The 25,037-nt window shown below is 46.4% G+C and carries 32 protein-coding genes; 18 read left to right on the top strand and 14 right to left on the bottom strand.

All coding sequences use genetic code 11. From position 1 onward, the window contains the following. Positions 1 to 86: 86 nt before the first annotated feature. Positions 87 to 1,070, top strand: a complete 984-nt coding sequence (acuI, locus tag DXE44_RS08820) for an acrylyl-CoA reductase (NADPH) (protein ID WP_114654104.1) — start codon at positions 87 to 89, stop codon at positions 1,068 to 1,070. A 17-nt stretch (positions 1,071 to 1,087) separates the two neighbouring features. Here the strand turns inward: acuI and DXE44_RS08815 are convergent, their stop codons facing one another. Beyond that, a complete protein-coding gene (locus DXE44_RS08815; RefSeq protein ID WP_114654415.1) occupies positions 1,088 to 1,264 on the bottom strand; it encodes a DUF1289 domain-containing protein in 177 nt (58 codons plus the stop codon). Between the two features lie 22 nt (positions 1,265 to 1,286). On the opposite strand from DXE44_RS08815, the gene DXE44_RS08810 reads away from it, so the two are divergent. Beyond that, positions 1,287 to 2,372, top strand: a complete 1,086-nt coding sequence (locus DXE44_RS08810; RefSeq protein ID WP_114654103.1) for an MBL fold metallo-hydrolase — start codon at positions 1,287 to 1,289, stop codon at positions 2,370 to 2,372. Here the strand turns inward: DXE44_RS08810 and DXE44_RS08805 are convergent. Beyond that, on the bottom strand, positions 2,284 to 2,730 hold the full coding sequence (locus DXE44_RS08805) for a PhaM family polyhydroxyalkanoate granule multifunctional regulatory protein (protein ID WP_114654102.1): 447 nt from the start codon (positions 2,728 to 2,730) through the stop codon (positions 2,284 to 2,286). The two genes, DXE44_RS08810 and DXE44_RS08805, sit on opposite strands and share 89 nt — an antisense overlap. A gap of 80 nt (positions 2,731 to 2,810) precedes the next feature. Here DXE44_RS08805 and DXE44_RS08800 point away from each other — a divergent pair, with 80 nt between their 5' ends. After that, positions 2,811 to 3,875, top strand: a complete 1,065-nt coding sequence (locus tag DXE44_RS08800) for a homocysteine S-methyltransferase family protein (RefSeq protein WP_114654101.1) — start codon at positions 2,811 to 2,813, stop codon at positions 3,873 to 3,875. Next, positions 3,872 to 6,619: a methionine synthase gene (gene metH / locus DXE44_RS08795; protein WP_114654100.1), complete on the top strand. Its 2,748-nt coding sequence runs from the start codon at positions 3,872 to 3,874 to the stop codon at positions 6,617 to 6,619. Before DXE44_RS08800 ends, metH begins: the two co-directional genes overlap by 4 nt. A gap of 30 nt (positions 6,620 to 6,649) precedes the next feature. Here metH and DXE44_RS08790 read toward each other — a convergent pair whose 3' ends face one another. Further along, the gene (locus DXE44_RS08790) at positions 6,650 to 6,967 is read right to left on the bottom strand and encodes a DUF1840 domain-containing protein (protein WP_114654099.1); all 318 of its coding nucleotides are present in this window, start codon (positions 6,965 to 6,967) and stop codon (positions 6,650 to 6,652) included. Between the two features lie 35 nt (positions 6,968 to 7,002). Between DXE44_RS08790 and argS the strand changes: the two genes are divergently transcribed. From argS to DXE44_RS08775, 3 genes are read left to right on the top strand one after another with little or no spacing between them, the layout of a single operon-like run. After that, on the top strand, positions 7,003 to 8,730 hold the full coding sequence (gene argS, locus DXE44_RS08785) for an arginine--tRNA ligase (protein WP_114654098.1): 1,728 nt from the start codon (positions 7,003 to 7,005) through the stop codon (positions 8,728 to 8,730). Between the two features lie 50 nt (positions 8,731 to 8,780). Next, a complete protein-coding gene (locus DXE44_RS08780; RefSeq protein ID WP_114654097.1) occupies positions 8,781 to 9,395 on the top strand; it encodes an SPOR domain-containing protein in 615 nt (204 codons plus the stop codon). Beyond that, the gene (locus DXE44_RS08775; protein WP_114654096.1) at positions 9,392 to 10,054 is read left to right on the top strand and encodes a thiol:disulfide interchange protein DsbA/DsbL; all 663 of its coding nucleotides are present in this window, start codon (positions 9,392 to 9,394) and stop codon (positions 10,052 to 10,054) included. Before DXE44_RS08780 ends, DXE44_RS08775 begins: the two co-directional genes overlap by 4 nt. A 9-nt stretch (positions 10,055 to 10,063) precedes the next feature. On the opposite strand, the gene DXE44_RS08770 is transcribed toward DXE44_RS08775, so the two are convergent. From DXE44_RS08770 to DXE44_RS08750, 8 genes are all read right to left on the bottom strand, one after another. Next, a complete protein-coding gene (locus tag DXE44_RS08770; RefSeq protein ID WP_269460701.1) occupies positions 10,064 to 10,792 on the bottom strand; it encodes an SDR family NAD(P)-dependent oxidoreductase in 729 nt (242 codons plus the stop codon). Between the two features lie 95 nt (positions 10,793 to 10,887). Continuing rightward, positions 10,888 to 11,586 (bottom strand): SAM-dependent methyltransferase, encoded by a 699-nt coding sequence (locus DXE44_RS11105; protein WP_269460684.1) that lies wholly within the window; start codon positions 11,584 to 11,586, stop codon positions 10,888 to 10,890. After that, on the bottom strand, positions 11,586 to 12,131 hold the full coding sequence (locus DXE44_RS11100) for a class I SAM-dependent methyltransferase (RefSeq protein ID WP_269460683.1): 546 nt from the start codon (positions 12,129 to 12,131) through the stop codon (positions 11,586 to 11,588). The genes DXE44_RS11105 and DXE44_RS11100 overlap by 1 nt, the downstream gene beginning before the upstream one ends. Beyond that, complete coding sequence (locus DXE44_RS08760; protein ID WP_114654094.1) at positions 12,128 to 12,913, bottom strand: DUF1365 domain-containing protein; 786 nt, start codon at positions 12,911 to 12,913, stop codon at positions 12,128 to 12,130. Before DXE44_RS08760 ends, DXE44_RS11100 begins: the two co-directional genes overlap by 4 nt. Next, positions 12,914 to 13,384 carry an NAD(P)/FAD-dependent oxidoreductase gene (locus tag DXE44_RS11250; RefSeq protein ID WP_331851847.1) on the bottom strand — a complete coding sequence of 157 codons (471 nt, stop codon included), beginning with the start codon at positions 13,382 to 13,384 and terminating at the stop codon, positions 12,914 to 12,916. It lies immediately after the preceding gene. A 6-nt stretch (positions 13,385 to 13,390) separates the two neighbouring features. Next, entirely contained in the window at positions 13,391 to 13,705 is a 315-nt protein-coding gene (locus DXE44_RS11245; protein WP_331851846.1) for an NAD(P)/FAD-dependent oxidoreductase, read from the bottom strand. Further along, positions 13,706 to 14,296, bottom strand: coding sequence for an NAD(P)-binding protein (locus DXE44_RS11240; RefSeq protein ID WP_331851845.1), 591 nt, complete (start codon positions 14,294 to 14,296; stop codon positions 13,706 to 13,708). It lies immediately after the preceding gene. Then, positions 14,296 to 14,862 carry a glutathione peroxidase gene (locus DXE44_RS08750; RefSeq protein ID WP_415065550.1) on the bottom strand — a complete coding sequence of 189 codons (567 nt, stop codon included), beginning with the start codon at positions 14,860 to 14,862 and terminating at the stop codon, positions 14,296 to 14,298. The genes DXE44_RS11240 and DXE44_RS08750 overlap by 1 nt, the downstream gene beginning before the upstream one ends. Before the next feature lie 102 nt (positions 14,863 to 14,964). Between DXE44_RS08750 and rfaE2 the strand changes: the two genes are divergently transcribed. Then, a complete protein-coding gene (gene rfaE2 / locus DXE44_RS08745) occupies positions 14,965 to 15,456 on the top strand; it encodes a D-glycero-beta-D-manno-heptose 1-phosphate adenylyltransferase (protein ID WP_114654092.1) in 492 nt (163 codons plus the stop codon). A gap of 26 nt (positions 15,457 to 15,482) precedes the next feature. Here rfaE2 and DXE44_RS08740 read toward each other — a convergent pair whose 3' ends face one another. Together DXE44_RS08740 and DXE44_RS08735 are read right to left on the bottom strand one after the other, a co-directional pair. Further along, a complete protein-coding gene (locus tag DXE44_RS08740; RefSeq protein WP_114654091.1) occupies positions 15,483 to 16,304 on the bottom strand; it encodes a type III pantothenate kinase in 822 nt (273 codons plus the stop codon). Next, on the bottom strand, positions 16,301 to 17,101 hold the full coding sequence (locus tag DXE44_RS08735) for a biotin--[acetyl-CoA-carboxylase] ligase (protein WP_114654090.1): 801 nt from the start codon (positions 17,099 to 17,101) through the stop codon (positions 16,301 to 16,303). The genes DXE44_RS08740 and DXE44_RS08735 overlap by 4 nt, the downstream gene beginning before the upstream one ends. A gap of 46 nt (positions 17,102 to 17,147) precedes the next feature. Here DXE44_RS08735 and DXE44_RS08730 point away from each other — a divergent pair, with 46 nt between their 5' ends. From DXE44_RS08730 to DXE44_RS08700, 7 genes are read left to right on the top strand one after another with little or no spacing between them, the layout of a single operon-like run. Beyond that, positions 17,148 to 18,242, top strand: a complete 1,095-nt coding sequence (locus tag DXE44_RS08730; RefSeq protein ID WP_114654089.1) for a VanZ family protein — start codon at positions 17,148 to 17,150, stop codon at positions 18,240 to 18,242. A 12-nt stretch (positions 18,243 to 18,254) separates the two neighbouring features. Further along, positions 18,255 to 18,563 carry a (2Fe-2S) ferredoxin domain-containing protein gene (locus DXE44_RS08725; protein ID WP_114654088.1) on the top strand — a complete coding sequence of 103 codons (309 nt, stop codon included), beginning with the start codon at positions 18,255 to 18,257 and terminating at the stop codon, positions 18,561 to 18,563. Positions 18,564 to 18,586: 23 nt separating this feature from the next. Further along, positions 18,587 to 19,303: an alpha/beta hydrolase gene (locus DXE44_RS08720; RefSeq protein WP_114654087.1), complete on the top strand. Its 717-nt coding sequence runs from the start codon at positions 18,587 to 18,589 to the stop codon at positions 19,301 to 19,303. 28 nt (positions 19,304 to 19,331) lie between these two features. Then, complete coding sequence (locus DXE44_RS08715; protein WP_114654086.1) at positions 19,332 to 19,601, top strand: YbeD family protein; 270 nt, start codon at positions 19,332 to 19,334, stop codon at positions 19,599 to 19,601. Between the two features lie 9 nt (positions 19,602 to 19,610). Next, positions 19,611 to 20,255 (top strand): lipoyl(octanoyl) transferase LipB, encoded by a 645-nt coding sequence (lipB, locus tag DXE44_RS08710; protein WP_114654085.1) that lies wholly within the window; start codon positions 19,611 to 19,613, stop codon positions 20,253 to 20,255. Beyond that, complete coding sequence (gene lipA, locus DXE44_RS08705; RefSeq protein WP_114654084.1) at positions 20,252 to 21,268, top strand: lipoyl synthase; 1,017 nt, start codon at positions 20,252 to 20,254, stop codon at positions 21,266 to 21,268. Before lipB ends, lipA begins: the two co-directional genes overlap by 4 nt. Beyond that, the gene (locus DXE44_RS08700) at positions 21,261 to 21,794 is read left to right on the top strand and encodes a hypothetical protein (protein WP_231970634.1); all 534 of its coding nucleotides are present in this window, start codon (positions 21,261 to 21,263) and stop codon (positions 21,792 to 21,794) included. The genes lipA and DXE44_RS08700 overlap by 8 nt, the downstream gene beginning before the upstream one ends. Positions 21,795 to 21,873: 79 nt before the next feature. On the opposite strand, the gene DXE44_RS08695 is transcribed toward DXE44_RS08700, so the two are convergent. Continuing rightward, entirely contained in the window at positions 21,874 to 22,128 is a 255-nt protein-coding gene (locus DXE44_RS08695) for an accessory factor UbiK family protein (RefSeq protein WP_114654082.1), read from the bottom strand. A 262-nt stretch (positions 22,129 to 22,390) separates the two neighbouring features. Here DXE44_RS08695 and DXE44_RS08690 point away from each other — a divergent pair, with 262 nt between their 5' ends. Genes DXE44_RS08690 through DXE44_RS08680 form a run of 3 tightly spaced genes read left to right on the top strand, consistent with a single transcriptional unit; the run spans position 22,391 to position 25,008 of the window. Further along, on the top strand, positions 22,391 to 23,233 hold the full coding sequence (locus DXE44_RS08690; protein WP_114654081.1) for a TorF family putative porin: 843 nt from the start codon (positions 22,391 to 22,393) through the stop codon (positions 23,231 to 23,233). Between the two features lie 25 nt (positions 23,234 to 23,258). Next, positions 23,259 to 23,597, top strand: a complete 339-nt coding sequence (locus tag DXE44_RS08685; protein ID WP_011903792.1) for a P-II family nitrogen regulator — start codon at positions 23,259 to 23,261, stop codon at positions 23,595 to 23,597. 25 nt (positions 23,598 to 23,622) lie between these two features. After that, a complete protein-coding gene (locus DXE44_RS08680; protein ID WP_114654414.1) occupies positions 23,623 to 25,008 on the top strand; it encodes an ammonium transporter in 1,386 nt (461 codons plus the stop codon). Positions 25,009 to 25,037: the final 29 nt, after the last annotated feature.

The following is a 25,037-nucleotide window of genomic DNA, read 5'->3' as shown; positions in this document are numbered from 1 at the left end:
GAAGCCTCCATAATCAGCAATGCTCGTTAGGATAAACCTATTACGCATTTGCTGCGGGGAATGCAGCGCATTTAAAAGGAAGAGACATGTTTAATGCTATTTTGGTAAATAAGGATGATCGCGGTTATCGGGCTGAGCTGACTCAGGTTGATGAGGTCAGCCTGCCGGAGGGGGATGTCAGGGTGAAGGTGCTCTATTCCACTTTAAATTACAAAGATGGTTTAGCGATTACTGGAAAAGGTCCGCTGGTACGTAGCTTTCCGATGGTACCCGGAATTGATTTCGCAGGAGAAGTCTTGGAGAGTGCTAGCCCAGAATTTAAGGCTGGAGATATGGTGCTACTAAATGGCTGGGGTGTTGGCGAAGGTCATTGGGGTGGATTGGCCCAACAAGCGCGCGTGAAGTCAGAGTGGCTCATTCCCTTGCCAAAAGGGTTTACTGCTAAGCAGGCCCTGGCTATTGGTACTGCTGGCTATACCGCAATGCTGTGCGTGATGGCATTGCAAAAGCATGGCTTGAAGCCTAGTGATGGCGAGGTATTGGTCACTGGTGCAGCGGGTGGAGTGGGTAGCTTTGCCATTACTTTGCTGAGCAAATTAGGCTTTACAGTTGTAGCTAGCACGGGCCGGCTGTCTGAAGCAGATTATTTAAAGAAATTAGGCGCGAGTGAAGTGATTGATCGTGCCGCATTATCAGCGCCTGGTAAGCCATTGGCAAAAGAGCGTTGGGCAGCGGTAGTGGATAGCGTTGGTAGTCGTACCTTGGCTAATGCTTGCGCGCAAACTAAAAGTGATGGCGCAGTCGCCGCTTGTGGTCTTGCCCAGGGAATGGATTTTCCGTCAACGGTTGCACCATTCATTTTGCGCGGTGTGACTTTGTATGGCATTAATAGTGTGACGGTACCAAAAGCAAAACGGATTGCTGCTTATGAGCAATTGAGCAAGCTGGTTGATCTTAAAACTTTAGAAGAGATCTCTCATGAAATTAGCCTGGAGGACTCCATTAAATATGCTGCAGAACTGATGGCCGGAAATGTGCGCGGCCGTTTAATCGTAGATGTAAATAAGTAATTGCTAATTAGCAATATTTACTGCGGTGCTTGAGGTTTGCGCGTTTCCAATTTTGCCCAGACCTCAAGCTTTTCAGGATTAGAGAGTTCAGACCAATCAGCAATTTCAGTAAGTGTGCGATAGCAACCACGACAAAAACCATTTTCAGGATTGATGTCGCACCAGTTAATGCAAGGCGATGGAATCGTTGTCAAAGCTAACCTAGAGTAGAAATAGATGAATACCAAAAACCAATCTAGCGATTTTAGTTCTATTCATTATCCCTTAGCCGATGCTTTGCCGGAAGTGGCTAGCTCAATGGAGGTTGCGCCTGGCGTACGTTGGTTGCGAATGCGCCTACCGTTTGCTTTGGATCACATTAACTTATGGCTACTGCGTGATCAGTTTGAAGGTGTTCAAGGGTGGACGATTGTGGATTGTGGCATTGCCAATGAAGAGACAAAAGCCGCGTGGGATCAGATCTTCGCTACCCAATTAGAAGACTTGCCAGTGCTGAGAGTGATCGTGACACATATGCATCCAGACCACGTAGGGCTCTCCCAATGGCTCTGCGAAAAATGGAATGCACCGCTCTGGATTTCTATGACGGATTATTTAACTGCGCAATGGCTGAGCCACAAAGAGGGCGGCGCTGCGGTTGGTGCACGTGCTGGCGGCGGCGGTTCTGCAGATCACTTTCAAAAGCATGGGCTCATTGCCCCAGAGGATTTAGAAAAAATTCGGGCGCGATCAAACTACTACAGCAATATGGTTCCAGGTGTGCCGCGGCAATATCGTCGCATCATCGATGGTGAAATGATTTTGATTAGTGGGCATGAGTGGCAAGTGATCATGGGGTTTGGTCACGCACCGGAGCATGCTTCACTATTTTGCAAGGATCTCGGAGTGTTGATTTCTGGGGATATGTTGTTGCCACGGATTTCCACTAATGTCAGTGTTTACGATGCCGATCCAGATGCTGATCCTTTGGGTTTGTATCTCAGCTCATTAGATCGATATCTCCCACTTCCCGATAACACTCTAGTGTTGCCATCACATGGCAAGCCATTTACAGGAATGAAGCCGCGAATTGATCAGCTAAAAGCCCATCACGATGATCGTTTGGCAGAAACGCTTGGTGCATGTAAAAAACCGGCAACTGCTCGTGAGATCGTGCCGGTTTTATTTAAGCGTGAATTAGATATTCACCAAATGACATTTGCCATGGGTGAGGCTATTGCTCATCTGAATTACCTACTTCGTCGAGGAAAGTTGAGTCGCCAGCTTTGCGACGACGGCGTGTTGCGGTTTTGCGTGGTTTAGCAGCCTTTGTTCCAGATTCTTCAGAAGATCCAGTAGCGGCAGCAGCGGTTGCGGAAACGGCATCTCCAAAGGATTTGAGTGCCATCATGGTGGCGTGTTGTACTTCTAGGCCCTGAATAGTGGACTTCAAGATGTTGAGATTGAGGTTCAGCCAGTTTTCAACACTTTTCAGGTCCTTGATGCGCTTTTCTAGCTCATCTGTATCCAGCTCTGGAAATGCGGAGTCGAAGCCCCCTGCAGCCTTAGAGGCATCTGTAGTGAAGGGGAATTGTCCTGGCGTCTGCCCACCGGCTGCTTGTCCCCACATGGTTTTCATCATTTCAAGGCTTTGATTGAATTCAGGGATAGTTCCAAACATAGGGGGGGGCTCCGGGGTCAGATAAAAGTGGCTTATTGCTAATACAATAAGAGATTCTAGAGATTAATCCCGGTTAAGCAATGCAATCTAATGGTTTATCCCAGCCTTACACCCGTGGTCAGGCACTTCCCGAGCTACTGAAGCAGCGCATTCTGATTTTGGATGGCGCTATGGGCACCATGATTCAGCAATACAAGCTCAATGAGGCAGATTACCGTGGATTGCCGGCTAACAAGCGCTTTGAAGCACATCCTGGCGATATCAAGGGCAATAACGAACTCTTGGTTCTGACTCAGCCTGAAATCATCAGCAAGATTCATGAGCAATATTTAGACGCAGGCGCAGACATTATTGAGACCAATACTTTTGGCGCCACTTCTGTTGCGCAAGAAGATTACAAAATGGCGGGCTTGGCACGTGAGATGAACGTCATCTCTGCTCAATTGGCGCGTGCTGCATGTGAAAAATACTCCACGCCAGACAAGCCACGTTTTGCAGCTGGCGCAATTGGACCTACTCCAAAGACGGCAAGTATTTCTCCGGATGTAAATGATCCAGGTGCGCGTAATGTGACCTTTGATGCATTACGTGCTTCTTATCGCGAGCAGATCGAAGGTCTCTTTGAAGGCGGCGTTGATTTATTTTTAGTTGAAACAATTTTTGACACACTGAATGCCAAAGCTGCATTGTTTGCTTTAGATGAATTCTTTGAAGAGACTGGTGAGCGTTTGCCAGTGATGATTTCCGGAACAGTCACTGACGCTTCTGGTCGTATTTTGTCTGGACAAACAGTTGAAGCGTTTTGGAATAGCTTGCGCCATATCAAGCCCCTGACCTTTGGTTTGAACTGCGCTTTAGGTGCAGCGCTCATGCGTCCTTATATTGCTGAGCTTGCTCGTATTTGTGACGCCGCAGTATCTTGCTATCCCAATGCCGGCCTGCCTAATCCGATGAGTGACACCGGCTTTGATGAGACCCCAGAAATAACCTCTAGCTTGGTTGACGGCTTTGCAAAAGATGGTTTAGTTAATCTCGTAGGCGGTTGCTGTGGAACGACGCCAGATCATATTCGTGCGATTGCGAACGCAGTTGCTAAGCGCAAGCCACGCGCCTTCTATCGTGAGAGCGCGGAGGTGTCGGCATGAGCAAGACAACAAAGACAATGCCTCCGATGAAGCTTTCCGGCTTAGAGCCTTTCAATGTCACGGCTGATGTCGGGTTTGTGAATATTGGTGAGCGTACTAACGTTACGGGCTCTAAAGCATTTGCGCGCATGATTTTGAATAATCAATTTGATGAAGCCTTAGTAGTTGCAAGGCAGCAAGTTGAGAATGGTGCCCAAGTGATTGACATCAATATGGATGAGGCGATGTTAGATTCCGAAGCAGCGATGACGCGCTTCTTGAATTTGATTGCTTCAGAACCCGATATTGCTCGTGTGCCAATCATGATCGACTCCTCCAAATGGAGTGTGATTGAGGCTGGCCTGAAATGTATTCAAGGTAAGCCGATTGTGAATTCGATCTCACTGAAAGAGGGTGAGGAGCCTTTCAGAAAGCAAGCACGTTTGATTCGCCGTTACGGCGCAGCTTCTGTAGTGATGGCATTTGATGAGGTGGGTCAAGCCGATACCTTTCAGCGTAAGACTGAAATTTGTCAGCGCTGCTATCAAATTCTCGTAAATGAGATTGGCTTTCCAGCAGAAGATATTATTTTTGATCCCAATATCTTTGCCATTGCGACCGGTATTGAGGAGCATGACAACTACGCAGTAGATTTCATTAATGCGACTCGCTGGATTAAAGAAAACCTGCCGGGCGCGAAGGTCAGTGGTGGCGTCTCAAACGTCAGCTTCTCGTTCCGCGGTAACGATCGTGTGCGTGAAGCCATTCATACGGTATTCCTGTATCACGCCATTCAGGTGGGTATGGACATGGGTATCGTCAATGCAGGCCAGCTGGGCGTTTATGCAGACCTAGATCTTGAATTGCGCGAGCGTGTTGAAGACGTTGTGCTGAACCGCTTTAAAGAAAAGGATGGCAAGACGCCAACAGAGCGCTTGCTGGATATTGCCGATCAATTTAAAGGCGGTGGCGCCAAGCAGGTAGAGAACCTAGTGTGGCGTGAAGCCCCAGTGCGTGAACGTTTAACCCATGCTTTGGTGCATGGCATCACTACTTTTATTGAAGAAGATACTGAAGAGCTGCGCGCGCAAATTATGGGTGCGGGCGGTCGTCCGATCGAGGTGATTGAAGGCCCTCTGATGGATGGAATGAATGTCGTCGGCAATTTGTTTGGTGCCGGCAAGATGTTCTTGCCTCAAGTGGTTAAGAGTGCGCGTGTGATGAAGCAAGCAGTGGCGATTTTGATTCCTTATATTGAGGAAGAAAAGCGCCTGCATATTGCCTCTGGTGGCGAAGCGAAAGCCAAAGGCAAGATTGTGATGGCGACCGTTAAAGGCGATGTGCACGATATTGGTAAAAACATTGTGACAGTGGTGCTGCAATGTAATAACTTTGAAGTTGCCAATATGGGCGTGATGGTACCTTGTGCAGAAATTCTGAAGCGAGCGAAAGAAGAAAAGGCGGACATCGTTGGCCTTTCTGGCTTGATTACTCCGTCTTTAGAAGAGATGACTTACGTTGCTCAAGAGATGCAGCGTGATGACTATTTCCGTGAACGTCAAATTCCATTGATGATTGGTGGTGCGACAACTTCACGTGTGCATACTGCCGTCAAGATTGCGCCACACTATGATGGCCCTGTGGTCTATGTGCCCGATGCATCCCGCTCTGTATCAGTAGCATCCAGCTTGCTATCGGATGAAAGTGCTAAGAAATTTATTCAAGATCTGCGCGATGATTATGTACGTATTCGTGAGCAGCATGCCAATAAAAAAGCATCTTCAACGATTTCACTAGAAGCGGCACGCAAGAATCGAGAGCTGATTGATTGGGCTAATTATGTGCCCGAGAAGCCTAAGTTTATTGGGCGCCGCGTTTTTAAGAATTTCGCTTTAAGTGATATTGCTAAATACATTGACTGGACGCCATTCTTCCAAACTTGGGATTTAGCCGGTAAGTTCCCAGCCATCTTGGATGATGAAATTGTGGGCGTAGAGGCTCGTAAGGTGTTTGAAGATGGCCAGGCGCTTTTGGATAAGTTAATCAAAGGCCAGTGGTTGCAAGCTGATGCTGTAGTAGCGTTCTATCCAGCAAACACGATAGGTGATGATATCGTTTTATATAGCGATGAATCTCGCGAGCATCCATTATTTGTATGGCATAACTTACGTCAGCAGTCTGAGCGCCCCGTAGTCGACGGCGTTCGCCGACCTAATCGTTGCTTGGCAGATTATGTCGCACCACAAGATTCCAATGTGGCTGATTACCTTGGCTGCTTTGCTGTTACGACTGGCCACGGTGTTGAGAAAAAAGTGGCTGAGTTTCATGCAAAGCATGATGACTACAGCGCAATCATGCTGCAATCTTTGGCCGACCGTTTAGCGGAAGCATTTGCAGAATTAATGCATCACCGCGTTCGCACTGATCTTTGGGGATATGCGACCGATGAGATTTTGACAAATGATCAAATGATCAATGAGGAATATCGCGGCATCCGTCCGGCGCCAGGCTATCCAGCCTGCCCTGCCCATGAGGTTAAAAAAGACTTATTGCGTGTGATTGGCTCAGAAGATATTGGTATGACATTGACCGAATCGATGGCTATGAATCCGGCTTCCAGCGTCAGCGGTTTTTACCTTGCGCATCCGGATACGCGTTATTTCAATGTGGGTAAGTTGTCAACGGATCAAATTGAAGATCTTGCTAAGCGTCGTAATGAGTCTGTTGAAGACATCCGCCGCCAACTGGCAAGTTCAATCGACTAAGTCTGCTTTATTGGAGTGGGGTGCTGGGGTTTATACGCCCCACATCACCGGTTCATCCTTGGCTCTAGCCTGCTTCATGAGCTCTAGGAAGGGATAGGCGCGCTGCCCCAGTCTATCGGCAAGCTTCGGTTTTTCGGTATTTTCTTGATCAGCTGCATTGTTTTTAGTTCGATCTTCCAAATCTTTGAGGATGGCCGTTTCTAAGGCGATGATGAGGGTTGGGATTTGCTCAACCGTCAAAATACCTCTGGGCTCTAATGGGCGGCCCAAAATGTCAAAGATTCGCTGGGTCAGATCAGCCAGCATGATGACGTCAGGACCCGCTTTGGAGCGAAATTGATAGATCATTTCGATAGCTTACCACCTGATAAACTCACTTATCTATGTTGTTAACTAATAAAAATCGTTTAATTGAAATGCTGAGTGCTGCCCTCCAGGGTTTAGCTCAAGAGCGTGGTTTGGGTGACGCCCCAACACCTCGTTTAGAGCGCCCTAAGGCGGTAGACCATGGTGATGTTGCTTGTAATATTGCCCTCCAGCTTTCTAAGGCTTGGAAGCCAAATCCCAGGGAGCTAGCGCAAGCACTGGTTGAGCGTTTGGAGCGGCAACCCGGCTATGGTGACCTCATTGCTTCATGCGAAATCGCGGGCCCTGGATTTATTAACTTTCGCTTGAGTAACACCGCTAAAACTGCGGTGGTGCAAGAAGTCCTCACGGAAGGACCCCAGTTTGGTCGGTTAGCTCCAGAAGTGGCTCCAGTCTCCAGCGCGATGATTGAGTTTGTGTCTGCCAATCCCACTGGACCACTACACGTTGGTCATGGCCGTCAAGCTGCGCTAGGCGATGCACTAGCAAACTTATTAGCAACTCAAGGTATTAAGGTGCACCGCGAGTTTTATTACAACGATGCTGGGGTACAGATTGCGAACTTGGCTCTCTCAGTTCAGGCTAGATTAAATGGACTTAAACCAGGTGATGCCGCCTGGCCAGAGAGTGCTTACAACGGTGAGTATATTGCGGAGATTGCCGCTGCTTTTAAGGCTTCATCTGAATATAAAGATGATCTTGAGGCTATTCGTCAATTTGCCGTGGCGTATTTGCGCAATGAACAAGATATCGATCTGAAAACATTTGGCGTGAAGTTTGATTGCTATTACCTAGAGTCTTCTTTGTATACCGATGGCAGTGTTGCAAAAATTGTCGACGAGCTACAGAGTATTGGTAAGACCTATGAGTCTGAAGGCGCGCTTTGGCTAAAGACAACAGACGACGGTGACGATAAAGATCGTGTTATGCGTAAGTCTGATGGCAGCTTTACTTACTTTGTTCCTGATATCGCTTATCACTCCAGCAAATGGAATCGTGGCTTTGAAAAAGTGATTAACGTCCAAGGCAGCGATCACCATGGCACGATTGCTCGTGTGCGTTCGGGCTTGCAGGGTGTGGCTCAGAAGCGTGGTTGGGAGATTCCGAAAACCTATCCCGAGTATGTACTTCACAAGATGGTGACTGTGATGCGTCATGGCGAGGAAGTCAAAATTTCTAAGCGTGCAGGCTCTTATGTGACTGTGCGTGACTTGGTTGAGTGGTCCGGTGGCGTTACGCCAGAGATGACTCCTGATGAACGTGAATTAGCGCTTCAGCGTGGACGAGATGCCGTACATTTCTTCCTCATCTCCAGAAAGGCTGATACGGAGTTTGTATTTGATGTTGATTTGGCTTTACAGCAAAATGATGAAAACCCCGTGTTCTATGTGCAATACGCCCATGCGCGTATTTGCTCCATCTTGACTCAATGGGGTGGGCAGGTTTCTGACCTGAAGGGCGCGGATCTTTCCCTGCTGAAAAGCAAAGCCTCAGATCATCTCTTGCGTCGTTTGGCTGAATATCCAGAAATGCTCACTGATGCAGCGGCAGATTTAGCTCCACATGCATTGGCTTTCTACTTGCGTGATTTGGCGGGAGATTTTCATACCTTCTATAACGCCGACCGCGTTTTGGTCGATGACCCTGCATTGAAATTAGCTCGTCTTGCATTGCTATCGGCAACTCGTCAAGTGCTTGAAAATGGATTAAAAGTATTGGGTGTATCAGCACCCGCTAAGATGTAAGCTGTAGTACTCGTTAGCGCTTAAGAAGTAAAAAGAAGGATTGGGACACGATGAAAAAAAACAATCAACATGCCAGCTTCACTCCAAAGACTCAGTCTACGAGTTCAGAGTATGGTGGCACTATCCTTGGCTTTATTTTAGGGCTTGGGGTTGGCTTAGGTGTTGCTTTTGTAATAGCTTTTTACCTCTCAAAAAATACGCCCCAAGAGCGCCCTGGAGTGAGAGCCCCCAATCTTCCCTTAACCATTAAATCAGGACCAGCACCCGCTGAAGGTGAAGCTGCTGCCCCCGCAGAAGTTCTGGATTTGAACAAACCTTTACAAGGTAAGTCTGCGACACCTACCGCCGATACCTCAGACCCAATTGCTGATTTGGCCAATGGTAAGAAGCCGGCTGAAGTGCCTCCAGCCCCTGTCGCAAAATCCGATGCAATTTATTTCTTGCAAGTTGGCGCATTTAATAAGCGCGCGGATGCAGATGCTCAAAAAGCGAGTTTGGCTATTCAGGGTATTCAATCTCAATTAAGTGAGATCACAAGTGATGGCAACACACTATGGCGTGTTCGTGTGGGTCCGTATAACAGTGTTGAAGAAAGCAATCCCGTGCGAGATAAGTTAAATAGTATGGGCATTAAACCAAACGTTATCAAATCTAGTAAATCATGATTACATTATCTAAATCTAAGAGAACTTTTTTATCTGCCGCCATTCTGAGTTTGGTAGTTTCATTCTCAGGCATTGCTAGTGCGCAAAGCCCTAAGATTGAAGAGGGTTTTGATTGCCGTATTCTTCCTACCCCTCAACCAGTTGAGTCCAAGAGCAAGGTTGAGGTCATCGAGTTTTTTTGGTACGGTTGCCCGCATTGCTATGACTTTGAGCCCGAGCTCAATGCATGGCTCAAGCGCCAACCAAAAGACGTCACTTTCCGTAAAGTACCCGTTGCCTTTCGTGATGACTTCATGCCGCACAGCCAGCTGTTCTATGCCTTGGAGGCTATGGGTAAGGGTGAGGCGATGAATGACAAAGTCATGTATGCCATGCATAAAGAAAATAAGCGTCTGATGACTGAAAATGAGATTGCAGATTGGGTCGCTTCCCAAGGCATTGATCGCAATACTTTCTTGGCTACTTACCGTTCATTTGCTGTTGTGTCTAAAGCCCGTGCTGCAAGACAGATGGCTGATACCTATCGTATTGATGGCGTACCAACTATTGTGATGCAGGGTCGCTATGTGACCTCTCCATCCATTGCTGGGACTAAAGCTAAAGCGATTGCAGTGATGGATTTCTTGGAGCAAAAAATCCGCAAGGATAAGTACAAGTAATTCAAAGTCTTAGATTTTGACGAAGCGTCGTACGATCCAAAAATAGAATGGGTAGGGCAGGATTCTGAGGAATCTTAAGAATCCTGAAAACCGCTTAGGGAAGTGAATATCAAATTCTCCAGCCTGTAGTCCTGCGAGAATTTCTTTTGCAGCCTCGTCAGCAGTGATGAGTGCTGGCATTTCAAAATCATTCTGTGCAGTCGCTTCTGTGGCTACAAAACCTGGTGAAATCATGTGCACGCTCACACCCTGTGGCAGTAAATCGTAATACAGGGTTTCGCAGAAATTAATAATCCCTGCTTTGCTTGGTCCATAAGCTAGCGCTTTTGGTAATCCACTGTATCCAGCCACGCTACCCACTATGGCGATATGTCCAGCATGCACTTTGAGCATATTGGGCAAAACAACGCTTACTGCTCTCATAGGGCCGAGTAGGTTGGCATCGATTGTCTTGTGTGCAATCTCAAACTCAAAATTGTCAGCGCGTAAGGGGGTATATACACCCGAAACAAATAGCAGAAGATCCAATCCACCCCAGGTCTCTAGAATTCTCTGGTAGGCAGAGATGATCTGTTCTTGCTCGGTGACATCAAGAGGGAGTACCAATGCTTGTTCCGACTGCGCTGATTTAGCAAGGGCATTGAGGCGCTCAGCGCGACGACTAGAGAGAGCGACTTTTGCACCAGCCTTGATGAAGGCTTGAGTGCAGGCTTCACCAATTCCGCTGGAAGCCTCGATGATCCAAATGCGTTGATTTACAAATGAATTAATTCCTTTTTGTTTTATGGGCGCAGGGCATTGCTTGAGTAAATAGCATCTTGGTGTTTGAGGGTTTATTGCACAACATCAATATTCTTTTCGGAGAATCCAGCGGCGCAATACATGAGATAGAAATTCCATGGTCGAATAAAAGCCTCGTCAAAGCCAAGTCGATAGATTTCTTCAATCTTGTGATTAAAGCTATCGCGCCATAGACATAAGGTTTTAGCGTAGTCAGCACCAAATGCAAACTCAGCCTCCACCTCTAGTCCTGCGCTGGCAGCAGCAGCCTTGAATTTGCTTGGCGAGGGTAGCATGCCACCTGGAAAAACATATTGCTGAATAAAGTCGGTACTGCGACGATAGCGATCAAATAAGTCTTCTGCTATGACGATAGTTTGGATGCAGGCTCGACTACCCGCTTTGAGTCGCTTTGCAACCGCTTGGAAATATTCATTCCAATGGTTTTCGCCGACTGCTTCAAACATTTCAATGGAGACAATGCCATCAAATTGCTCATCGCAGTCTCGATAGTCTTGAAGGCGGACCTCGAATTGTTGTTGATTACCCACCTCTGCGGTGACCTTTAGAAGTCTGGTATCCGCGAAGGTTTTTTGCTCTGTGGATAAAGTCAGGCCGGTAACTTGATTGCCATTGCGTAAGGCTTCTTCCATAAATCCGCCCCAACCACAGCCAATCTCTAGAAATCGGTCACCTGGTTTGGCATGGATGAAGTCTAGTATGCGTTTGATTTTGGCGCGCTGCGCCTCCATCAGTGATTGCTTGCACCTTCTGAGAACCAGGCGCTTGAATAGCTCATGGATGGGTCTAGCCAAAGGGTATAGAAGGCATTCCCTAGATCATAGTGAGCATGAATATTTTTACGACTACCAGATTTGGAGTTATCCCCAAACCAATGTCTTGGGCGATACGCTATGGAGCCCAACCAACTTCCATAGATTGCTTTTTCTAGAATGGTGCGGTTCCGAATAGCTAGCTCCAGAACAGCCTTGAGGTCTGGTGTATTCCACTCACCTCGAATATAACTCTCAGCAAAGTCGATATCACCATGGGATAACACCTGCTTAAATACGGACCAATCTAAAACTTGAATCTCTGCATGCAGTTGGTCCGAGTTGCTTCCAAATTCCCTTACTTCATTATTTGGCAATGTCAGAATCAAATGCCCACTTCGCAATTGCGCCAAGAGACCTAAAAGGGTACGTGTGCTTGCGCGATATTGTTGCTGCTTAGACTCCCGCTTCTCCGGGCGGGAGAATGTGAGTCGAGACAGTAGTGATTGACCGGGGCGATTCATCGGGTAATTTCAAGTTCTGGTGGTTTGGGTTTTGAATGAAAGGGTACACCTTTTATCCATAATTTCAATGCTTGCCAATGAATGCGACCAATCACGCCAAGACTCATTAGGGGGTAGCGCAGGAAGGCAAGATAAAGTGCGCTTTTAGTCAGGGGTTGAGCTAGGCCGCTGATGCTGGTGTTAATCAATGGACTCTCATCCTCATGGAGTTCAATTCGACAAACGATATTTCTCTTGGAGTGACTATTCTGAGGAAACAAAAAGCGAAAATGGTATTCCCCGCGTACGTCACAGAAAGGCGACACATGAAATACCTTTTTACTAATTAGAGTCTCGCCAGATTGCAGGACCTTGCCAGAGTCATGATGGAGTAGGTAGCAGTGTCGTTCGCCAAAGGTGTTATTCACTTCAGCTAATACAGCTTGAACCTTACCATTGGCCTGAGTGCAGATCCAAAAGCTAACGGGATTAAAGACGTAGCCCAGGACTCTTGGGAAGGTTTGTAACCAGATCTCACCATCAACATGCTGAATATGATTTGCCTCAAGGATTTCTTCTATCCAGGACAGGCTATCCGTATTGCCTAATCCATGATCTTGGTCGAAGAATGAGAAGAGTCCCAATTGATTGTCTCTAAGACCATGCTTGCTGAGTAATGTTGGGTCATTCCTGCGCGTACGCATTGGAATGGATAAAGTAAATACTCCATAGCCAAACGCATTTTTAGCGGGTCGAAAACGCCGATGCTTTACAGTCCCAAAATTAATCGTTGGCAAATTCATTTACTGAATATCTTTAATGGAGCTGGGTAGAACGCGATGAGCAATTTTTTCCATCAGATCCATTGCTACTAATTCACCTGAACGAAGACCATCTTCATGAAAGCCAAAACCAGTCCATGCACCGCAATACCAAATTGAGGAGTTACCCTGAATTAAAGGCAGCTGTTTTTGAGCCTGAACGGCACGCATATCAAATACTGGATGCGAGTAATGAATTTCTTCATGTACTAGGGATGGGTTGGGATCAGTTAGCGGGTTCAGGCTCACAATAATCTGCGTGCTATTGAATGCTGTAGGCAGAGGTTGTAAGCGGTTGATTAAATAATTGACGCTGACGTGTTGTTGCGCAGTTGGTGTTGCACCAGATTTTGCAGTGTAGTTCCAGGCAGCCCAACAGCGCTCAGTAGCTGGTAAAAAATTCCTGTCCGTATGCAAAATTGCACGATTCTTTTGATAGGGTACAGAGGCCAAAATATTTCAGGCATCTTGGTCAATACCATGTACTAGCTCTAAAGTCTGATCGCTATGACAGGCCATAACCACTTCATCAAACCAGTGCGATCCTGAAGGGGTAATGACTTCAACCTGAGAATTTTCTGCTTGACAGGTGTTGACGCGGGAAACGGATTCGCGCACAAACCGGACTTGATGTTTCTCCAGTGCTGCAACCAAAAGCTTTACATATTCTCGCGAACCACCCTTAACAGTAAGCCATTGTGGGCGATTTTGAATTTGTAAAAGTCCATGGTTATGACAGAAGCGGACCATTGTCTGAATTGGAAACTCCAGCATCTACTCAACAGAGCATGACCAAATGGCACCAATCATTGGCAGGAAATAATTTTCTCTAAAGCTAGTGCTAAAGCGATTACGATCTAAAAAATCCTTAATGCGCTCATCTGGTTCAGAGTATTCAAGCTTGGCAGTGATTTGTTCTTCTGCGAGTCGAGTGGCGAGACGATTGAATCGTAGGATGTCATAAGCCATTCTCCAGAATGACAGTGAGAATAAATTGCTTCTTTGTCCAAAAAAAGAATTGATGTCATTACCAGCCCATTCAATCTTATTGGTGTGCCCCGTTTTTTCGCTCGCATCTATTGATACAGAAAAAGACATCTCTGATGGTGCAATCGGCACTTGAATTTCTTCAAATAGACGAACTAATCGAGGATAGGTTTTGCGATTAAATACTAGAAAGCCAGTATCAACCCCATGAGACACCTTGCCTTCAGAGGTTTCTAGTGTGAGATCTACTGTATTGCTATGACCCCCAATGTGATTGCCACCTTCAAATACGGCGAGATCTAAGTCTGGGTGCTGTCTATATGCGCATCCTAAGCCAGAAATGCCGGCACCAATGATGGCAACTTTTTTCTTACCCACTAAATTTTCTCTCCAAGAAGTTTTTCTATTTCACCAGTAATGCTGCTGCTTGTTGGTTTAGTCAAGCTGCCATATGAGTCCACCACATTACCGTTGCGATCAATGAGGTATTTATAAAAATTCCATTTAGGAGTTGTACCAGTTTTGGCAATGAGCATCTTAAATAAAGGATTTGGGTTGCTGCCGCTGACTGCGCTCTTGGCAAACATGGGGAACTTCACGTCATAGGTATTTTTGCAGAAGTCAGCAATGTCTTTATTGCTGCCTGGCTCTTGTTGCCCAAAATCGTTTGATGGAAATCCTAATACAACTAAGCCACGATCTTTATATTTGGCATATAACTTCTCTAGACCCTCATATTGACTTGTAAAGCCGCAAAAACTCGCTGTATTAACGACCAAAATGACTTTCCCTTGGTATTGGCACAGGTTTTGTGGCGCTTCATCCTGCAATCTAGGGAAGGTGTGGGATAGCAGGGGGCTACAGCTGGTTGATGCTGGGGGCGCAGCCTGAACCAATTGCGTTGCAGCGATCAGAAAGAGAAGTGCCAATAAATGCCTTGGCATGTTACGAATCATCTTGAGCCTATTAAAGGGGTGGGGATGTCCAAGTCTAAGACATTCTGGCAAATATCGTTGAGCCTGGCTCAATGCTATTAATATGACGCTATGAGCTCTTTACCTTTACCTTCTTTTGAGTCCAAAGTCTGTGCGCCGGCAGAGCTGGAGGCTCGTATTGCCGCGCTTCCAAGACCCCTGGTATTTACGAACGGTGTCTTTGATATCTTGCACCGCGGACATGCTAGTTACTTAGCTCAAGCCCGAGCATTAGGAGCGAGTCTGGTCGTTGGTGTGAACTCGGATGCCTCAGTCAAGATGTTGGGTAAGGGTGATGACAGGCCTATCAATACCGAGGCTGACCGACAAGCTTTATTAGCGGCGCTGGAGAGTGTCGATTTAGCCGTGTTATTTACAGAGCAGACGCCAGTGAATCTAATTGCAAAAATTCATCCGGATATCTATGTCAAGGGTGGAGATTATGAGATCGACACCCTTGAGGAAACTCGTTTGGTAAAAACCTGGGGTGGCAAAGCAGTCGCCATCTCATTTTTATATGAGCGCTCTACTACAACGCTACTGGGAAAGATTCGTACCAGCTAAGCCCTTCAAATTAAAGTGGGCTGGTCTCAAATATTTTGCAAGAGCCAGGCCCAAAGCCCTCGTAGTACCAAGCCTTCGATAGGTTCAATAGGTAGTGCTGCTAGCTCAGGAAATTGTTTAATCGCGTTTGCCAAAATTTTGGCATTACCACCGTCAAGCCAAATTCGTTCGACAGGATGATGCATCGCTTTGGCTAAATACACTGCTCGCAGTATTGCTCCTATTTGAGCCGCATCACACCCTCCGGTGATAGCTTCATCCGTTGTTATGCCAAAGCCTGCTTGTGTTTCAGGCTTACTAGTACGAACTGCTAATGGAAGTTGGGCTGTATTTTGTTGCAGGCTTTCCTGCATGAGACTCAGGCCCGGCAAGATCCAGCCACCATAATGAATCCCGTTACCACCTAGTAAGTCAATGGTTGTAGCCGTCCCAGCGTTGATCACCAGGGTATTGGTATTGGAGAGTGCTCTTGCACCAATCAGCGCAGCCCACCGGTCTGCACCCAGCTTGCTTGGGTCTTGATAGAGTGTGCGAACACCCTCATAAGTACTGCCACCTGAAAACTGCTTCCACTCAAGCTCTTGCCATTGCGGAAAAAGGCTGCGTAGATTTTCGATGGCAGTATTACCAGCCACACAGCAAAATGCAATTGCATCTGGCTTTGGTAATGTTTTAGAAATATAGTCCGATAGCTCAGCACGTAGCTCGGGAGACTGGAAAGATTTATTGCTAATCGATCCAGAATATGCCCACAGTTTTTTGTTTCGGTCTGAAATGTTTTGTGTTGATTCGACAGCCGCCCACTTCAGCCGAGTATTACCAAGATCAAATACTAAATACAGACTCATGATTGAACTCGCAAAGAAACATCGCCTGCATGAATGACGATTGATTGGTCCCTCTGCTTTAGGATAAGTGCACCAGTGTCATCAACCCCGGTAGAAATTCCGATGATAGGTTCTTTGCCCGCCCCTGATATGCAAACAGACTGATTGTTATATGCATCCCACTGCGCCCAGGAATTTTTAAAATAGCTAAATCCATGCTGCTTAAATTGGGCTAAATACTTTTCAAATGATTCAATGAGTTTTAGCCAAATAAATTCAGTATCAGGAAGTGATGTTTGGTGAGATACGAGTTGATCCAAAGCAGCAACGCCGATTGAGGATTGAGCATCTAGATTCTTTTCAATCAGCAATGCATTGCGAAGATTGAGGCCCAGTCCGATCACCATCCAAGTAGGTGAGCTTGGATTGCTTTGCCCGCCTTCAATCAGAATGCCACCAAGTTTGGAATAATTTAGCAGTAAATCATTGGGCCATTTCAGTCGAAGACCTTGTTGATGGAGTGCGACTTCACTGGTTCCTAAGGCCTCGGCAATGCCGGAAATGACTGCTAGTCCAATTACTAGACTGAGTCCACTCAGTTCGTTGGGGCGCTTTTGGAATGGGTGCGCCAAGGAAAAGCATAGCGTGTCTTCTGGGTTGGAAAGCCAAGATCTTCCAGCCCTGCCTTTGCCAGAGGTCTGCTCATGGGCAATTCGGGCAACAGGATCGATTAATTCCCCGGCACGCCAACGGGCCAATAAATCATCATTCGTCGATTTGGTGGTGGCAACACGTTCTAGGATGCAATTCGGACTCATTTTCCTATTGTAGAAAGATCTGGCCTAGCTGACCTAGAATAAGGGAATGCATCACGAAGATCAGCGTCCTCGCAAGTTTATTTGGCCTCTCCAGGCGATGCCTTTAGCTAGGGCTATTAGCTTGAGCTACGCGCTTTTGATCCTTTACGTCAGCCTCAATCCCTTTGATTTCCAATTTGACAATGGTATTGCTGCATTAGCGTGGTTAGCTGCCCCTTTGCCTCGCTTTATTACGCTCTTTGATGTCTCGGTCAATATCTTGGCCTATATTCCTCTGGGATTTATCTTGGTTTTTGCCTGTTACCCGCGTTGGCGTAATTTTGTTGCCTTGGGTATTGCTTTGGGTTTGAGCGCGGTATTAGCGTTGAGCGTGGAATCCTTGCAAACTTGGCTCCCCACTCGGATACCGAGTCAAATGGATTGGTGGGCCAATGTATTGGGCGCCCTATTAGGTGGCTTGCTAGCCATACCCTTAGGCCCTCAGTGGCTCTCTGGGAGTGTGGTGCGCCGCCGTTTTGACCAATGGTTTGGTTTGAACTGGGCTGCTTGCGCTCTGTTTCTACTTTTTCCTTGGACTCAGATCTACCCTCAGAATTCTTGGTTGGGTACAGGGGTGTGGGGGCATGCGATTTTTGCCTCAGTTGACTGGGGAACCATGGTGATAAACCATGTTGTACAAGAGTCCATCATTACAGCGGTCTGCTGGCTGGGTACCGGGCTTTTGCTATCGCTAGGGATGCGCGCAAAAGCCCCCCAGTGGAAAATCTTGAATGGCCTACTCTGTTTCACCGTTCTAGTAAAAATTGCCTTTACGACATTGCAATTCGGGGCGGTATTTAGCTTAGCGTGGCTCACGGCTGGAGCTATCTGGGGGATGCTGCTGGGAAGTCTATTGCTGAGATGGGCTCTCCGGTTATCTGTAAGCAATAAAGCTTGGCTTGCGATCACTTGCTTGCTGAGTGCCACCCTGGCAATTAATCTCTTGCCAGACAATCCCTATTTCATTTTGACATTACGGCAGTGGTACCAGGGTCGGCTATTACACTTTAATGAATTAATGCAATGGGTTTCAGTAGTATGGTTGCCATTAGCTTTATTTTGGGCACTCCGAAATCGGACCGCCTTTAATTCAAAAACTTGATTGAGAGTATGTATGAGCTTTAAGCACCATGTTTTTTTCTGTCTAAACCAGCGTAAGAATGGCGAAGATTGTTGCGATCGCCATAACGCATTTGCATTATTTGAGTACGCAAAAAATCGTGTGAAAGAATTGGGTTTATCTGGCCCAGGAAAAATCCGCATTAACAAGGCGGGGTGTTTAGATCGCTGTGCCGATGGACCGGTGGCGGTAATTTATCCAGAGGGTATTTGGTACACATTTGTCGATACTGAAGACATTGAAGAAATTATTCAGTCACACTTGGTGCAAGGGCGCCCAGTAGAGCGATTGCAGTTGGCTTAAAAAGATTTCAGAAAGCGTTTCTCATGAATAGCCGTACAAAAATCATTCATATTGATGGTGTTGTGGGTCAAATCGAAATGTCGATTGATCTGCCGGATGAATTAAAAACCAATACAGATTTTTTGGTAAGGGGTTTAGCGTTAGTTGCCCATCCTCATCCGTTAATGAGTGGAACGATGGATAACAAAGTCGCGCAAACTATGGCGCGCGCTTTTAATCAATTGGGTTACGTCAGCGTCCGTCCGAATTTTCGAGGTGTAGGAGCTACTGCTGGTGTGCATGATGATGGCGTTGGTGAGATGGAGGATCTGCTACATGTCATTGATTGGATGCGCACTCCCTCAAGCTGGAATCAATTTGAGGCTACCTCACAACAAGCGTGGACTCAGACTGCAAATACTTTGCCTTTAGTAGTTTCGGGTTTCTCATTTGGAAGTTTTGTTGGGACGCATTTAGTGCAACGCTTGTCAGAACTTGGGCGCCCAGCTGAGCGGCTCGTCATGGTTGGTAGTGCGGCTGGCAAGTGGGTCTTGGCACCCGTGCCTGCTGATACGATTTTGATTCATGGTGAAGTGGATGAAACTATTCCCTTGATCGATGTCTTAGATTGGGCGCGCCCTCAAGAGCTAGCAGTTCAGGTAGTTCCGGGCGCAGATCATTTTTTCCACCGACGTCTACATTGCATACGCAACATCATCACTGGTGCTTGGTTAGGCATGCCTGATCATCGCAACCAATAAACTACAAAGTAAATGAGGAAGATAAAACATGACTGAGGATAGAAAATCTCTTATCGAGTATCCATCTGAGTTTCCAATTAAGGTGATGGGTAAGACCAATCCAGAATACTTGCCAGCAATTTTGCACATTGCTCGTCAATTTGACCCTACGCTTGACGAGAGCAAGGTTGAACAACGACCTTCTAAAGATGGAAATTATCTGGGGATTACTTTGCCGATTACTGCAACCAGCCGTGAGCAATTAGATGAATTGTATCGCACTTTATCCACACATCCTTTGGTTAGCGTTGTCCTCTAAATTATTTGCATGAGTTTTTTAGTAAAACATTTAGGGGTCGCTGACTACGAGTCAACTTATCAAGCGATGCGAGATTTCACGCAGCAGCGAGATGGCGAAACCCCAGATGAAATTTGGATTCTGGAGCATTCGCCAGTATTTACTTTAGGTTTGGCGGGAGATGCGAGCAACCTCCATTCCCCTAGCATTCAAATTCCGTTAGTGCAGGTTGATCGCGGTGGTGAGATTACTTATCACGGCCCTGGCCAAATCGTGGTGTATCTACTACTCGACCTCCGGCGCTTAGGGATTTTTGTAAAAGAGCTCGTTTCCCGAATTGAGCAGGCTTTAATTGATACTCTGGCAGATTTTGGCATTCAAGCGGAAAGACATGCTGGTGCGCCTGGTATTTATATTGCTCAATACAGTCCGGTTCCATTGGAGTATCGGGGTACAAAGATTGCTGCTTTAGGTCTTAAAGTCTCAAAAGGATGCTCCTATCATGGACTTGCCCTGAATGTATCGACTGATTTAGAGGCTTTTGCCCGTATTCACCCATGCGGTTATGAGGGCTTAAGGACGGTAGATATGCAAACCCTTGGGATCAAGGACAATATAGACACTATTAGCCAAACCCTTTTAGGGCATTTGCAAAAGCAACTGACTTCATCATGACCACCAATAAGCCGGACCTCGATACCGCCCCTACTAGTAATAGTCGCCAAGACCTAAATTACGATGCTTCGCGTAAGCAGAAGTCGAGCGAGAAAATTGCGCGTATTCCAATCAAGATCGTACCCTTAGAGGAAGTGCTTAAGAAGCCAGATTGGATTCGAGTAAAGGCCGCTTCTAATAATTCACGTTTTTCTGAGATCAAAAAAATTCTTCGTGAGAATGAGTTGGTCACGGTTTGTGAAGAGGCAAGTTGTCCCAATATTGGCGAGTGCTTTGGTAAAGGCACTGCTACCTTCATGATCATGGGCGACAAATGTACGCGTCGTTGCCCATTTTGCGATGTGGGTCATGGCAGACCAGATCCACTAGATACCAAAGAGCCGGGTAATTTAGCGCGTACGATCGCTGCCCTGAAATTAAATTATGTGGTGATTACAAGCGTTGATCGCGATGATTTACGTGATGGCGGCGCCATGCATTATGTGGACTGCATTTCTCAGTCACGTAATCTCTCCCCAAATACCCGTATTGAAGTCTTGGTCCCAGATTTCCGTGGCCGTTTAGATAAAGCGTTGGATATTTTTTCTGAACATGCCCCTCAAGGCCTGCCTGATGTCATGAATCACAATTTAGAAACAGTTCCGCGCTTATACAAAGAGGCGCGACCTGGAGCTGACTACGCACATTCTTTAAAGTTGCTGAAAGATTTCAAAGAGCGCTTTCCGCATATTCCAACCAAGAGCGGTTTAATGATTGGCTTGGGGGAAACTGACGAAGAGATATTAGAAGTCATGCGCGATATGCGTGAACACAATATTGATATGCTGACTATTGGTCAGTACCTAGCTCCTTCAGGACATCACCTGCCAGTTCGTCGCTATGTGCACCCCGACGTCTTTAAGCATTTCGAGGAAGAGGCTTATGCCATGGGCTTCTCACATGCCGCCGTCGGCGCGATGGTGCGCTCTAGCTACCATGCTGACCAACAAGCACATAGCGCAGGTCTTGTCTAAACTCATGCTCCAAAAGTTTGGTGTAGTTCTAGCACTTGCATTTCTACTTTCTGCTTGTAGTCCCAAGCTAGATTGGCGGACTGTGCAGTCTCCGCAAGATGGCTATAGCGCTTTATTTCCAGGTAAGCCTGAAAAGATTCAGCGAAAAATCTCTTATCAAGATCAAGAGATTCCTCAAACTTTACAAGCTGTAAAAATTGAGGATGATATTTATTCAGTGAGTACGATTCACCTGACCAAAGATCAGTCCACCCTGGCGCCTAAATTGTTGGAGCAATTGCAGGGCAACTTATTGAATCGTGCAAGTGTCAGTTTGGAGAGTGCTCTTAGTGTTGATGCTCTTTATCAGACTGCCAATAAACAGCGTGTTGCTACTAAGGATTACTTCTTAGAATTTAAATCTACTGGTGCAGTAGAGCAGTCAATGCGTGTACGTTGGATTACCAGAATTGGTTCAGATAATGGAACTTGGATTTATCAAATCTCCGTTTTGCATACAGCTCCAGCAAGGGTGGATGCAAAATAGTTTTTCTCTGAAGAGGTTTACTCTAACTTCTTCGATGAGTTCCGCCCAGAATAGTTTCTAGACGAAAAGAAAATTCAGGTTAAGGCTTTTCTAAAGCAGCTACTTTAGCTTCAAGAGCTTCTAGTTTTTCTCTGGTCTTTGCCAATACCTTCGATTGCAAATCAAACTCTTCTCGCGTTACTAGGTCCATTTTCTGGAACCCTTGATTCATCATGACACGCACATTCTTTTCTATCTCTTGTGCAGGTGAGTTACGAATAGCATCCCCAACCTTGTTTTGCATATCGCTAGCAACGCGCTGGATTTGTTCTAGGATTTCGCCTGTTTTTTGCATAATGCTGCCCGCCGTTCTATTGAAAGTTGCATAAAAGACACACCTATCATTTTATGTTGTTGAGTCAAAAACAGCTGAAACCAGCCATAAATGCTGCACTTGCACCAAAATGAACCAAATTGGTGCAAATAAGTGCACTAAAGCTGGGCATAGGCCTTATTTAGGGGAATTGCACCAAATTGAAAGGGGGTGGGAGATTCATGATCACTCCATGCAATAAAGCATTTATCCCTTTTTCATTACACACAGCAAGGAGCAACACATGAAAACTATTCAAAAGACAGCCATCGCTCTAGCAGCGTCTGGCCTATTTGCTACAGCAGCATTTGCTGCCGATACTCCAACTAACCCTGAAGATGCAGGTAGCCCGATTTCTGCAAACGTTACTGTAACCAATGATTACCGTTACCGCGGCATTACTCAATCCAACTATCAGCCAGCTATTCAAGGCGGCTTCGACTACGCCCATGAGAGTGGTTTCTATATTGGAAACTGGAATAGCACAATCAGCTGGGTTGGAAACACTACAAGCGGTAGTGTATCAGCACCAATCGAGATGGATTTTTATGGCGGTTTTAAGAAAGAATTGATTGCCCCAGGATTCGCATCTGACTTTGGTGTACTCCAGTACTACTATCCAAGTAAGGATCAGTATTCTGCAATGCTAAATCCAAACAGCACTGAGCTTTACGCTGCTCAGAACTTCACTTTAGGACCTTTGACTGGTTTTGTGAAACTCTCATATGCAGTAACAACACTCTTCGGTATTCCAAATAGTGCAGGCTCTATGTACCCAGATTTAACAGTGAACTATGACACAGGATTTTGGGGTTTAACGGCAAATGCGCACGTAGGTTATCAATATGTTGCGGGTCAACCAGCATCTACGGGTGGCATAAATCAGACTGAAAATAACATTAGTTATACAGACTGGAAGCTTGGTGTAATCAAAGATTTTGGTAGTGGCCTAGCACTTTCAGCATCTTATGTGGCGACTAATGCTAATCCAGTTTGTTGGAATACATACAGCGGTAGTCCGCTAGGTACGCCAAATAGTGCAGCCGGTCGTGGCGGTGCTGTAGTTGCCCTCACAAAAACTTTCTAATTCTTTCCTCTGAACGGAGAAACGTATGAAATTAATTACCGCAATCATCAAGCCCTTCAAGCTTGACGAAGTGCGCGAAGCTCTCTCGGAAGTGGGAGTTTCGGGCATCACCGTCACTGAAGTTAAAGGCTTTGGTCGTCAAAAAGGTCACACCGAGTTGTATCGCGGTGCAGAGTATGTAGTCGACTTTTTGCCAAAAGTAAAAATTGAAGCTGCTGTTGAAGATGGCATCTTGGAGCGAGCGATTGAAGCAATTGAAAAATCTGCTCGTACTGGAAAGATTGGCGATGGCAAGATTTTTGTCTCACCAGTTGAACACGTCATTCGCATTCGTACCGGTGAAACCGGTGCGTCAGCACTTTAAAGAGGGGTTCAAAATGTTTGCTCGAATGAAACAACTTCTTGCTAGAACCGCTGTAGCCTTGGCTATTGGCGTCTCTGGCGTAATGGTAACTTCAGTCGCTTATGCGGCTCCTGATGAGCCTGTAGCGGCTGCTGCTGCCAGTGTTGCTGGTGCAGTTAGTGCCGTGGCGGCTACCGTTGATAAAGCTGATACAGTCTGGATGATGGTCAGTACCATCTTAGTTATTCTGGTGGTGTTACCAGGCTTAGCGCTTTTCTATGGTGGCTTAGTCAGAAGTAAAAATATGTTGTCAGTCTTGATGCAAGTAATGACAGTATTTTCTTTAATGGTTGTTCTGTGGGTTGTCTATGGCTACTCATTAGCATTTGGTGCAGAAGGCTTGATTATTGGTGACTTTAGTAAAGTGTTCTTGTCCGGCGTTACAACTGCCTCACAAGCGGATGCTTTCACACCAACATCAAAGATTCCGGAGTTTATCTTCATCGCATTCCAGGCAACATTTGCTGGTATCACTGCATGCTTGATCGTAGGTTCATTTGCTGAGCGCGTGAAGTTTGCTGCTGTGTTGCTCTTTTGCGCAATATGGCTAACTTTCTGCTACCTCCCGATTGCACATATGGTTTGGGGTGCTGGTGGTTACTTGCTTGGTAAGGGTGCACTTGATTTTGCTGGCGGTACAGTTGTACACATTAATGCTGGTATTGCTGGCTTAGTAGGTGCATACATGATTGGCAAGCGCTTGGGTTATGGCAAAGATGCAATGACTCCTCATAGCTTAACTCTCACTATGGTTGGTGCTGCATTGCTGTGGGTAGGTTGGTTTGGATTTAACGCAGGCTCAAACCTAGAGGCTAATGAAGGTGCTGCACTGCCATTCATCAACACTTTGCTTGCCCCTGCTGCTGCAGTATTGGCATGGAACTTGGGCGAAACTTTGTTCAAAGGTAAAGCCTCAATGTTGGGCGCTGCTTCTGGTGCGGTAGCTGGTTTGGTTGGCATTACTCCAGCTTGCGGTACTGTTGGCCCAATGGGTGCAATTGCTATCGGCTTTATCTCTGGCCTAGTTTGCTTATGGGCGGTGAGTGGTCTGAAAAGAATGCTTGGCGCAGATGACACCCTCGACGTATTTGGCATCCATGGTGTTGGCGGTATCGTTGGAGCGATCTTGACTGGTGTATTTACTGCACCTAGTTTGGGTGGCACTGGCGGAGCTGCTCCTGCTGACTTCTCAATTTTTAGTCAGACCATCATTCAGGCAGAAGGCGTAATCATTACTATCATTTGGTGTGCAGTAGTTTCAGTGATTGCATACAAAGTAGTGGATATGGTAGTTGGCCTACGCGTTCCTGAAGATCAAGAGCGTGAAGGTTTGGATGTCACTTCTCATGGCGAAACAGCGTATTCAAACTAATTGACTTAATTAGGGGGCTGAATGGCCCC

The organism is Polynucleobacter necessarius (assembly GCF_900095175.1).
Taxonomy (GTDB): Bacteria; Pseudomonadota; Gammaproteobacteria; order Burkholderiales; family Burkholderiaceae; genus Polynucleobacter; species Polynucleobacter necessarius_I.
This window is presented reverse-complemented; position numbering and strand designations above follow the sequence as displayed.

Coding starts and splice junctions, on each gene's coding strand:
- acuI (WP_114654104.1), top strand. CDS start 87: ATGTTTAATGCTATTTTGGTAAATAAGGATGATCGCGGTTATCGGGCT.
- DXE44_RS08810 (WP_114654103.1), top strand. CDS start 1,287: ATGAATACCAAAAACCAATCTAGCGATTTTAGTTCTATTCATTATCCC.
- DXE44_RS08805 (WP_114654102.1), bottom strand. CDS start 2,730: ATGTTTGGAACTATCCCTGAATTCAATCAAAGCCTTGAAATGATGAAA.
- DXE44_RS08800 (WP_114654101.1), top strand. CDS start 2,811: ATGCAATCTAATGGTTTATCCCAGCCTTACACCCGTGGTCAGGCACTT.
- metH (WP_114654100.1), top strand. CDS start 3,872: ATGAGCAAGACAACAAAGACAATGCCTCCGATGAAGCTTTCCGGCTTA.
- DXE44_RS08790 (WP_114654099.1), bottom strand. CDS start 6,967: ATGATCTATCAATTTCGCTCCAAAGCGGGTCCTGACGTCATCATGCTG.
- argS (WP_114654098.1), top strand. CDS start 7,003: ATGTTGTTAACTAATAAAAATCGTTTAATTGAAATGCTGAGTGCTGCC.
- DXE44_RS08780 (WP_114654097.1), top strand. CDS start 8,781: ATGAAAAAAAACAATCAACATGCCAGCTTCACTCCAAAGACTCAGTCT.
- DXE44_RS08775 (WP_114654096.1), top strand. CDS start 9,392: ATGATTACATTATCTAAATCTAAGAGAACTTTTTTATCTGCCGCCATT.
- DXE44_RS11105 (WP_269460684.1), bottom strand. CDS start 11,586: ATGGAGGCGCAGCGCGCCAAAATCAAACGCATACTAGACTTCATCCAT.
- DXE44_RS11100 (WP_269460683.1), bottom strand. CDS start 12,131: ATGAATCGCCCCGGTCAATCACTACTGTCTCGACTCACATTCTCCCGC.
- DXE44_RS08760 (WP_114654094.1), bottom strand. CDS start 12,913: ATGAATTTGCCAACGATTAATTTTGGGACTGTAAAGCATCGGCGTTTT.
- DXE44_RS11245 (WP_331851846.1), bottom strand. CDS start 13,705: ATGCTGGAGTTTCCAATTCAGACAATGGTCCGCTTCTGTCATAACCAT.
- DXE44_RS08750 (WP_415065550.1), bottom strand. CDS start 14,862: ATGCCAAGGCATTTATTGGCACTTCTCTTTCTGATCGCTGCAACGCAA.
- rfaE2 (WP_114654092.1), top strand. CDS start 14,965: ATGAGCTCTTTACCTTTACCTTCTTTTGAGTCCAAAGTCTGTGCGCCG.
- DXE44_RS08740 (WP_114654091.1), bottom strand. CDS start 16,304: ATGAGTCTGTATTTAGTATTTGATCTTGGTAATACTCGGCTGAAGTGG.
- DXE44_RS08735 (WP_114654090.1), bottom strand. CDS start 17,101: ATGAGTCCGAATTGCATCCTAGAACGTGTTGCCACCACCAAATCGACG.
- DXE44_RS08730 (WP_114654089.1), top strand. CDS start 17,148: ATGCATCACGAAGATCAGCGTCCTCGCAAGTTTATTTGGCCTCTCCAG.
- DXE44_RS08725 (WP_114654088.1), top strand. CDS start 18,255: ATGAGCTTTAAGCACCATGTTTTTTTCTGTCTAAACCAGCGTAAGAAT.
- DXE44_RS08720 (WP_114654087.1), top strand. CDS start 18,587: ATGAATAGCCGTACAAAAATCATTCATATTGATGGTGTTGTGGGTCAA.
- DXE44_RS08715 (WP_114654086.1), top strand. CDS start 19,332: ATGACTGAGGATAGAAAATCTCTTATCGAGTATCCATCTGAGTTTCCA.
- lipB (WP_114654085.1), top strand. CDS start 19,611: ATGAGTTTTTTAGTAAAACATTTAGGGGTCGCTGACTACGAGTCAACT.
- lipA (WP_114654084.1), top strand. CDS start 20,252: ATGACCACCAATAAGCCGGACCTCGATACCGCCCCTACTAGTAATAGT.
- DXE44_RS08695 (WP_114654082.1), bottom strand. CDS start 22,128: ATGCAAAAAACAGGCGAAATCCTAGAACAAATCCAGCGCGTTGCTAGC.
- DXE44_RS08690 (WP_114654081.1), top strand. CDS start 22,391: ATGAAAACTATTCAAAAGACAGCCATCGCTCTAGCAGCGTCTGGCCTA.
- DXE44_RS08685 (WP_011903792.1), top strand. CDS start 23,259: ATGAAATTAATTACCGCAATCATCAAGCCCTTCAAGCTTGACGAAGTG.
- DXE44_RS08680 (WP_114654414.1), top strand. CDS start 23,623: ATGAAACAACTTCTTGCTAGAACCGCTGTAGCCTTGGCTATTGGCGTC.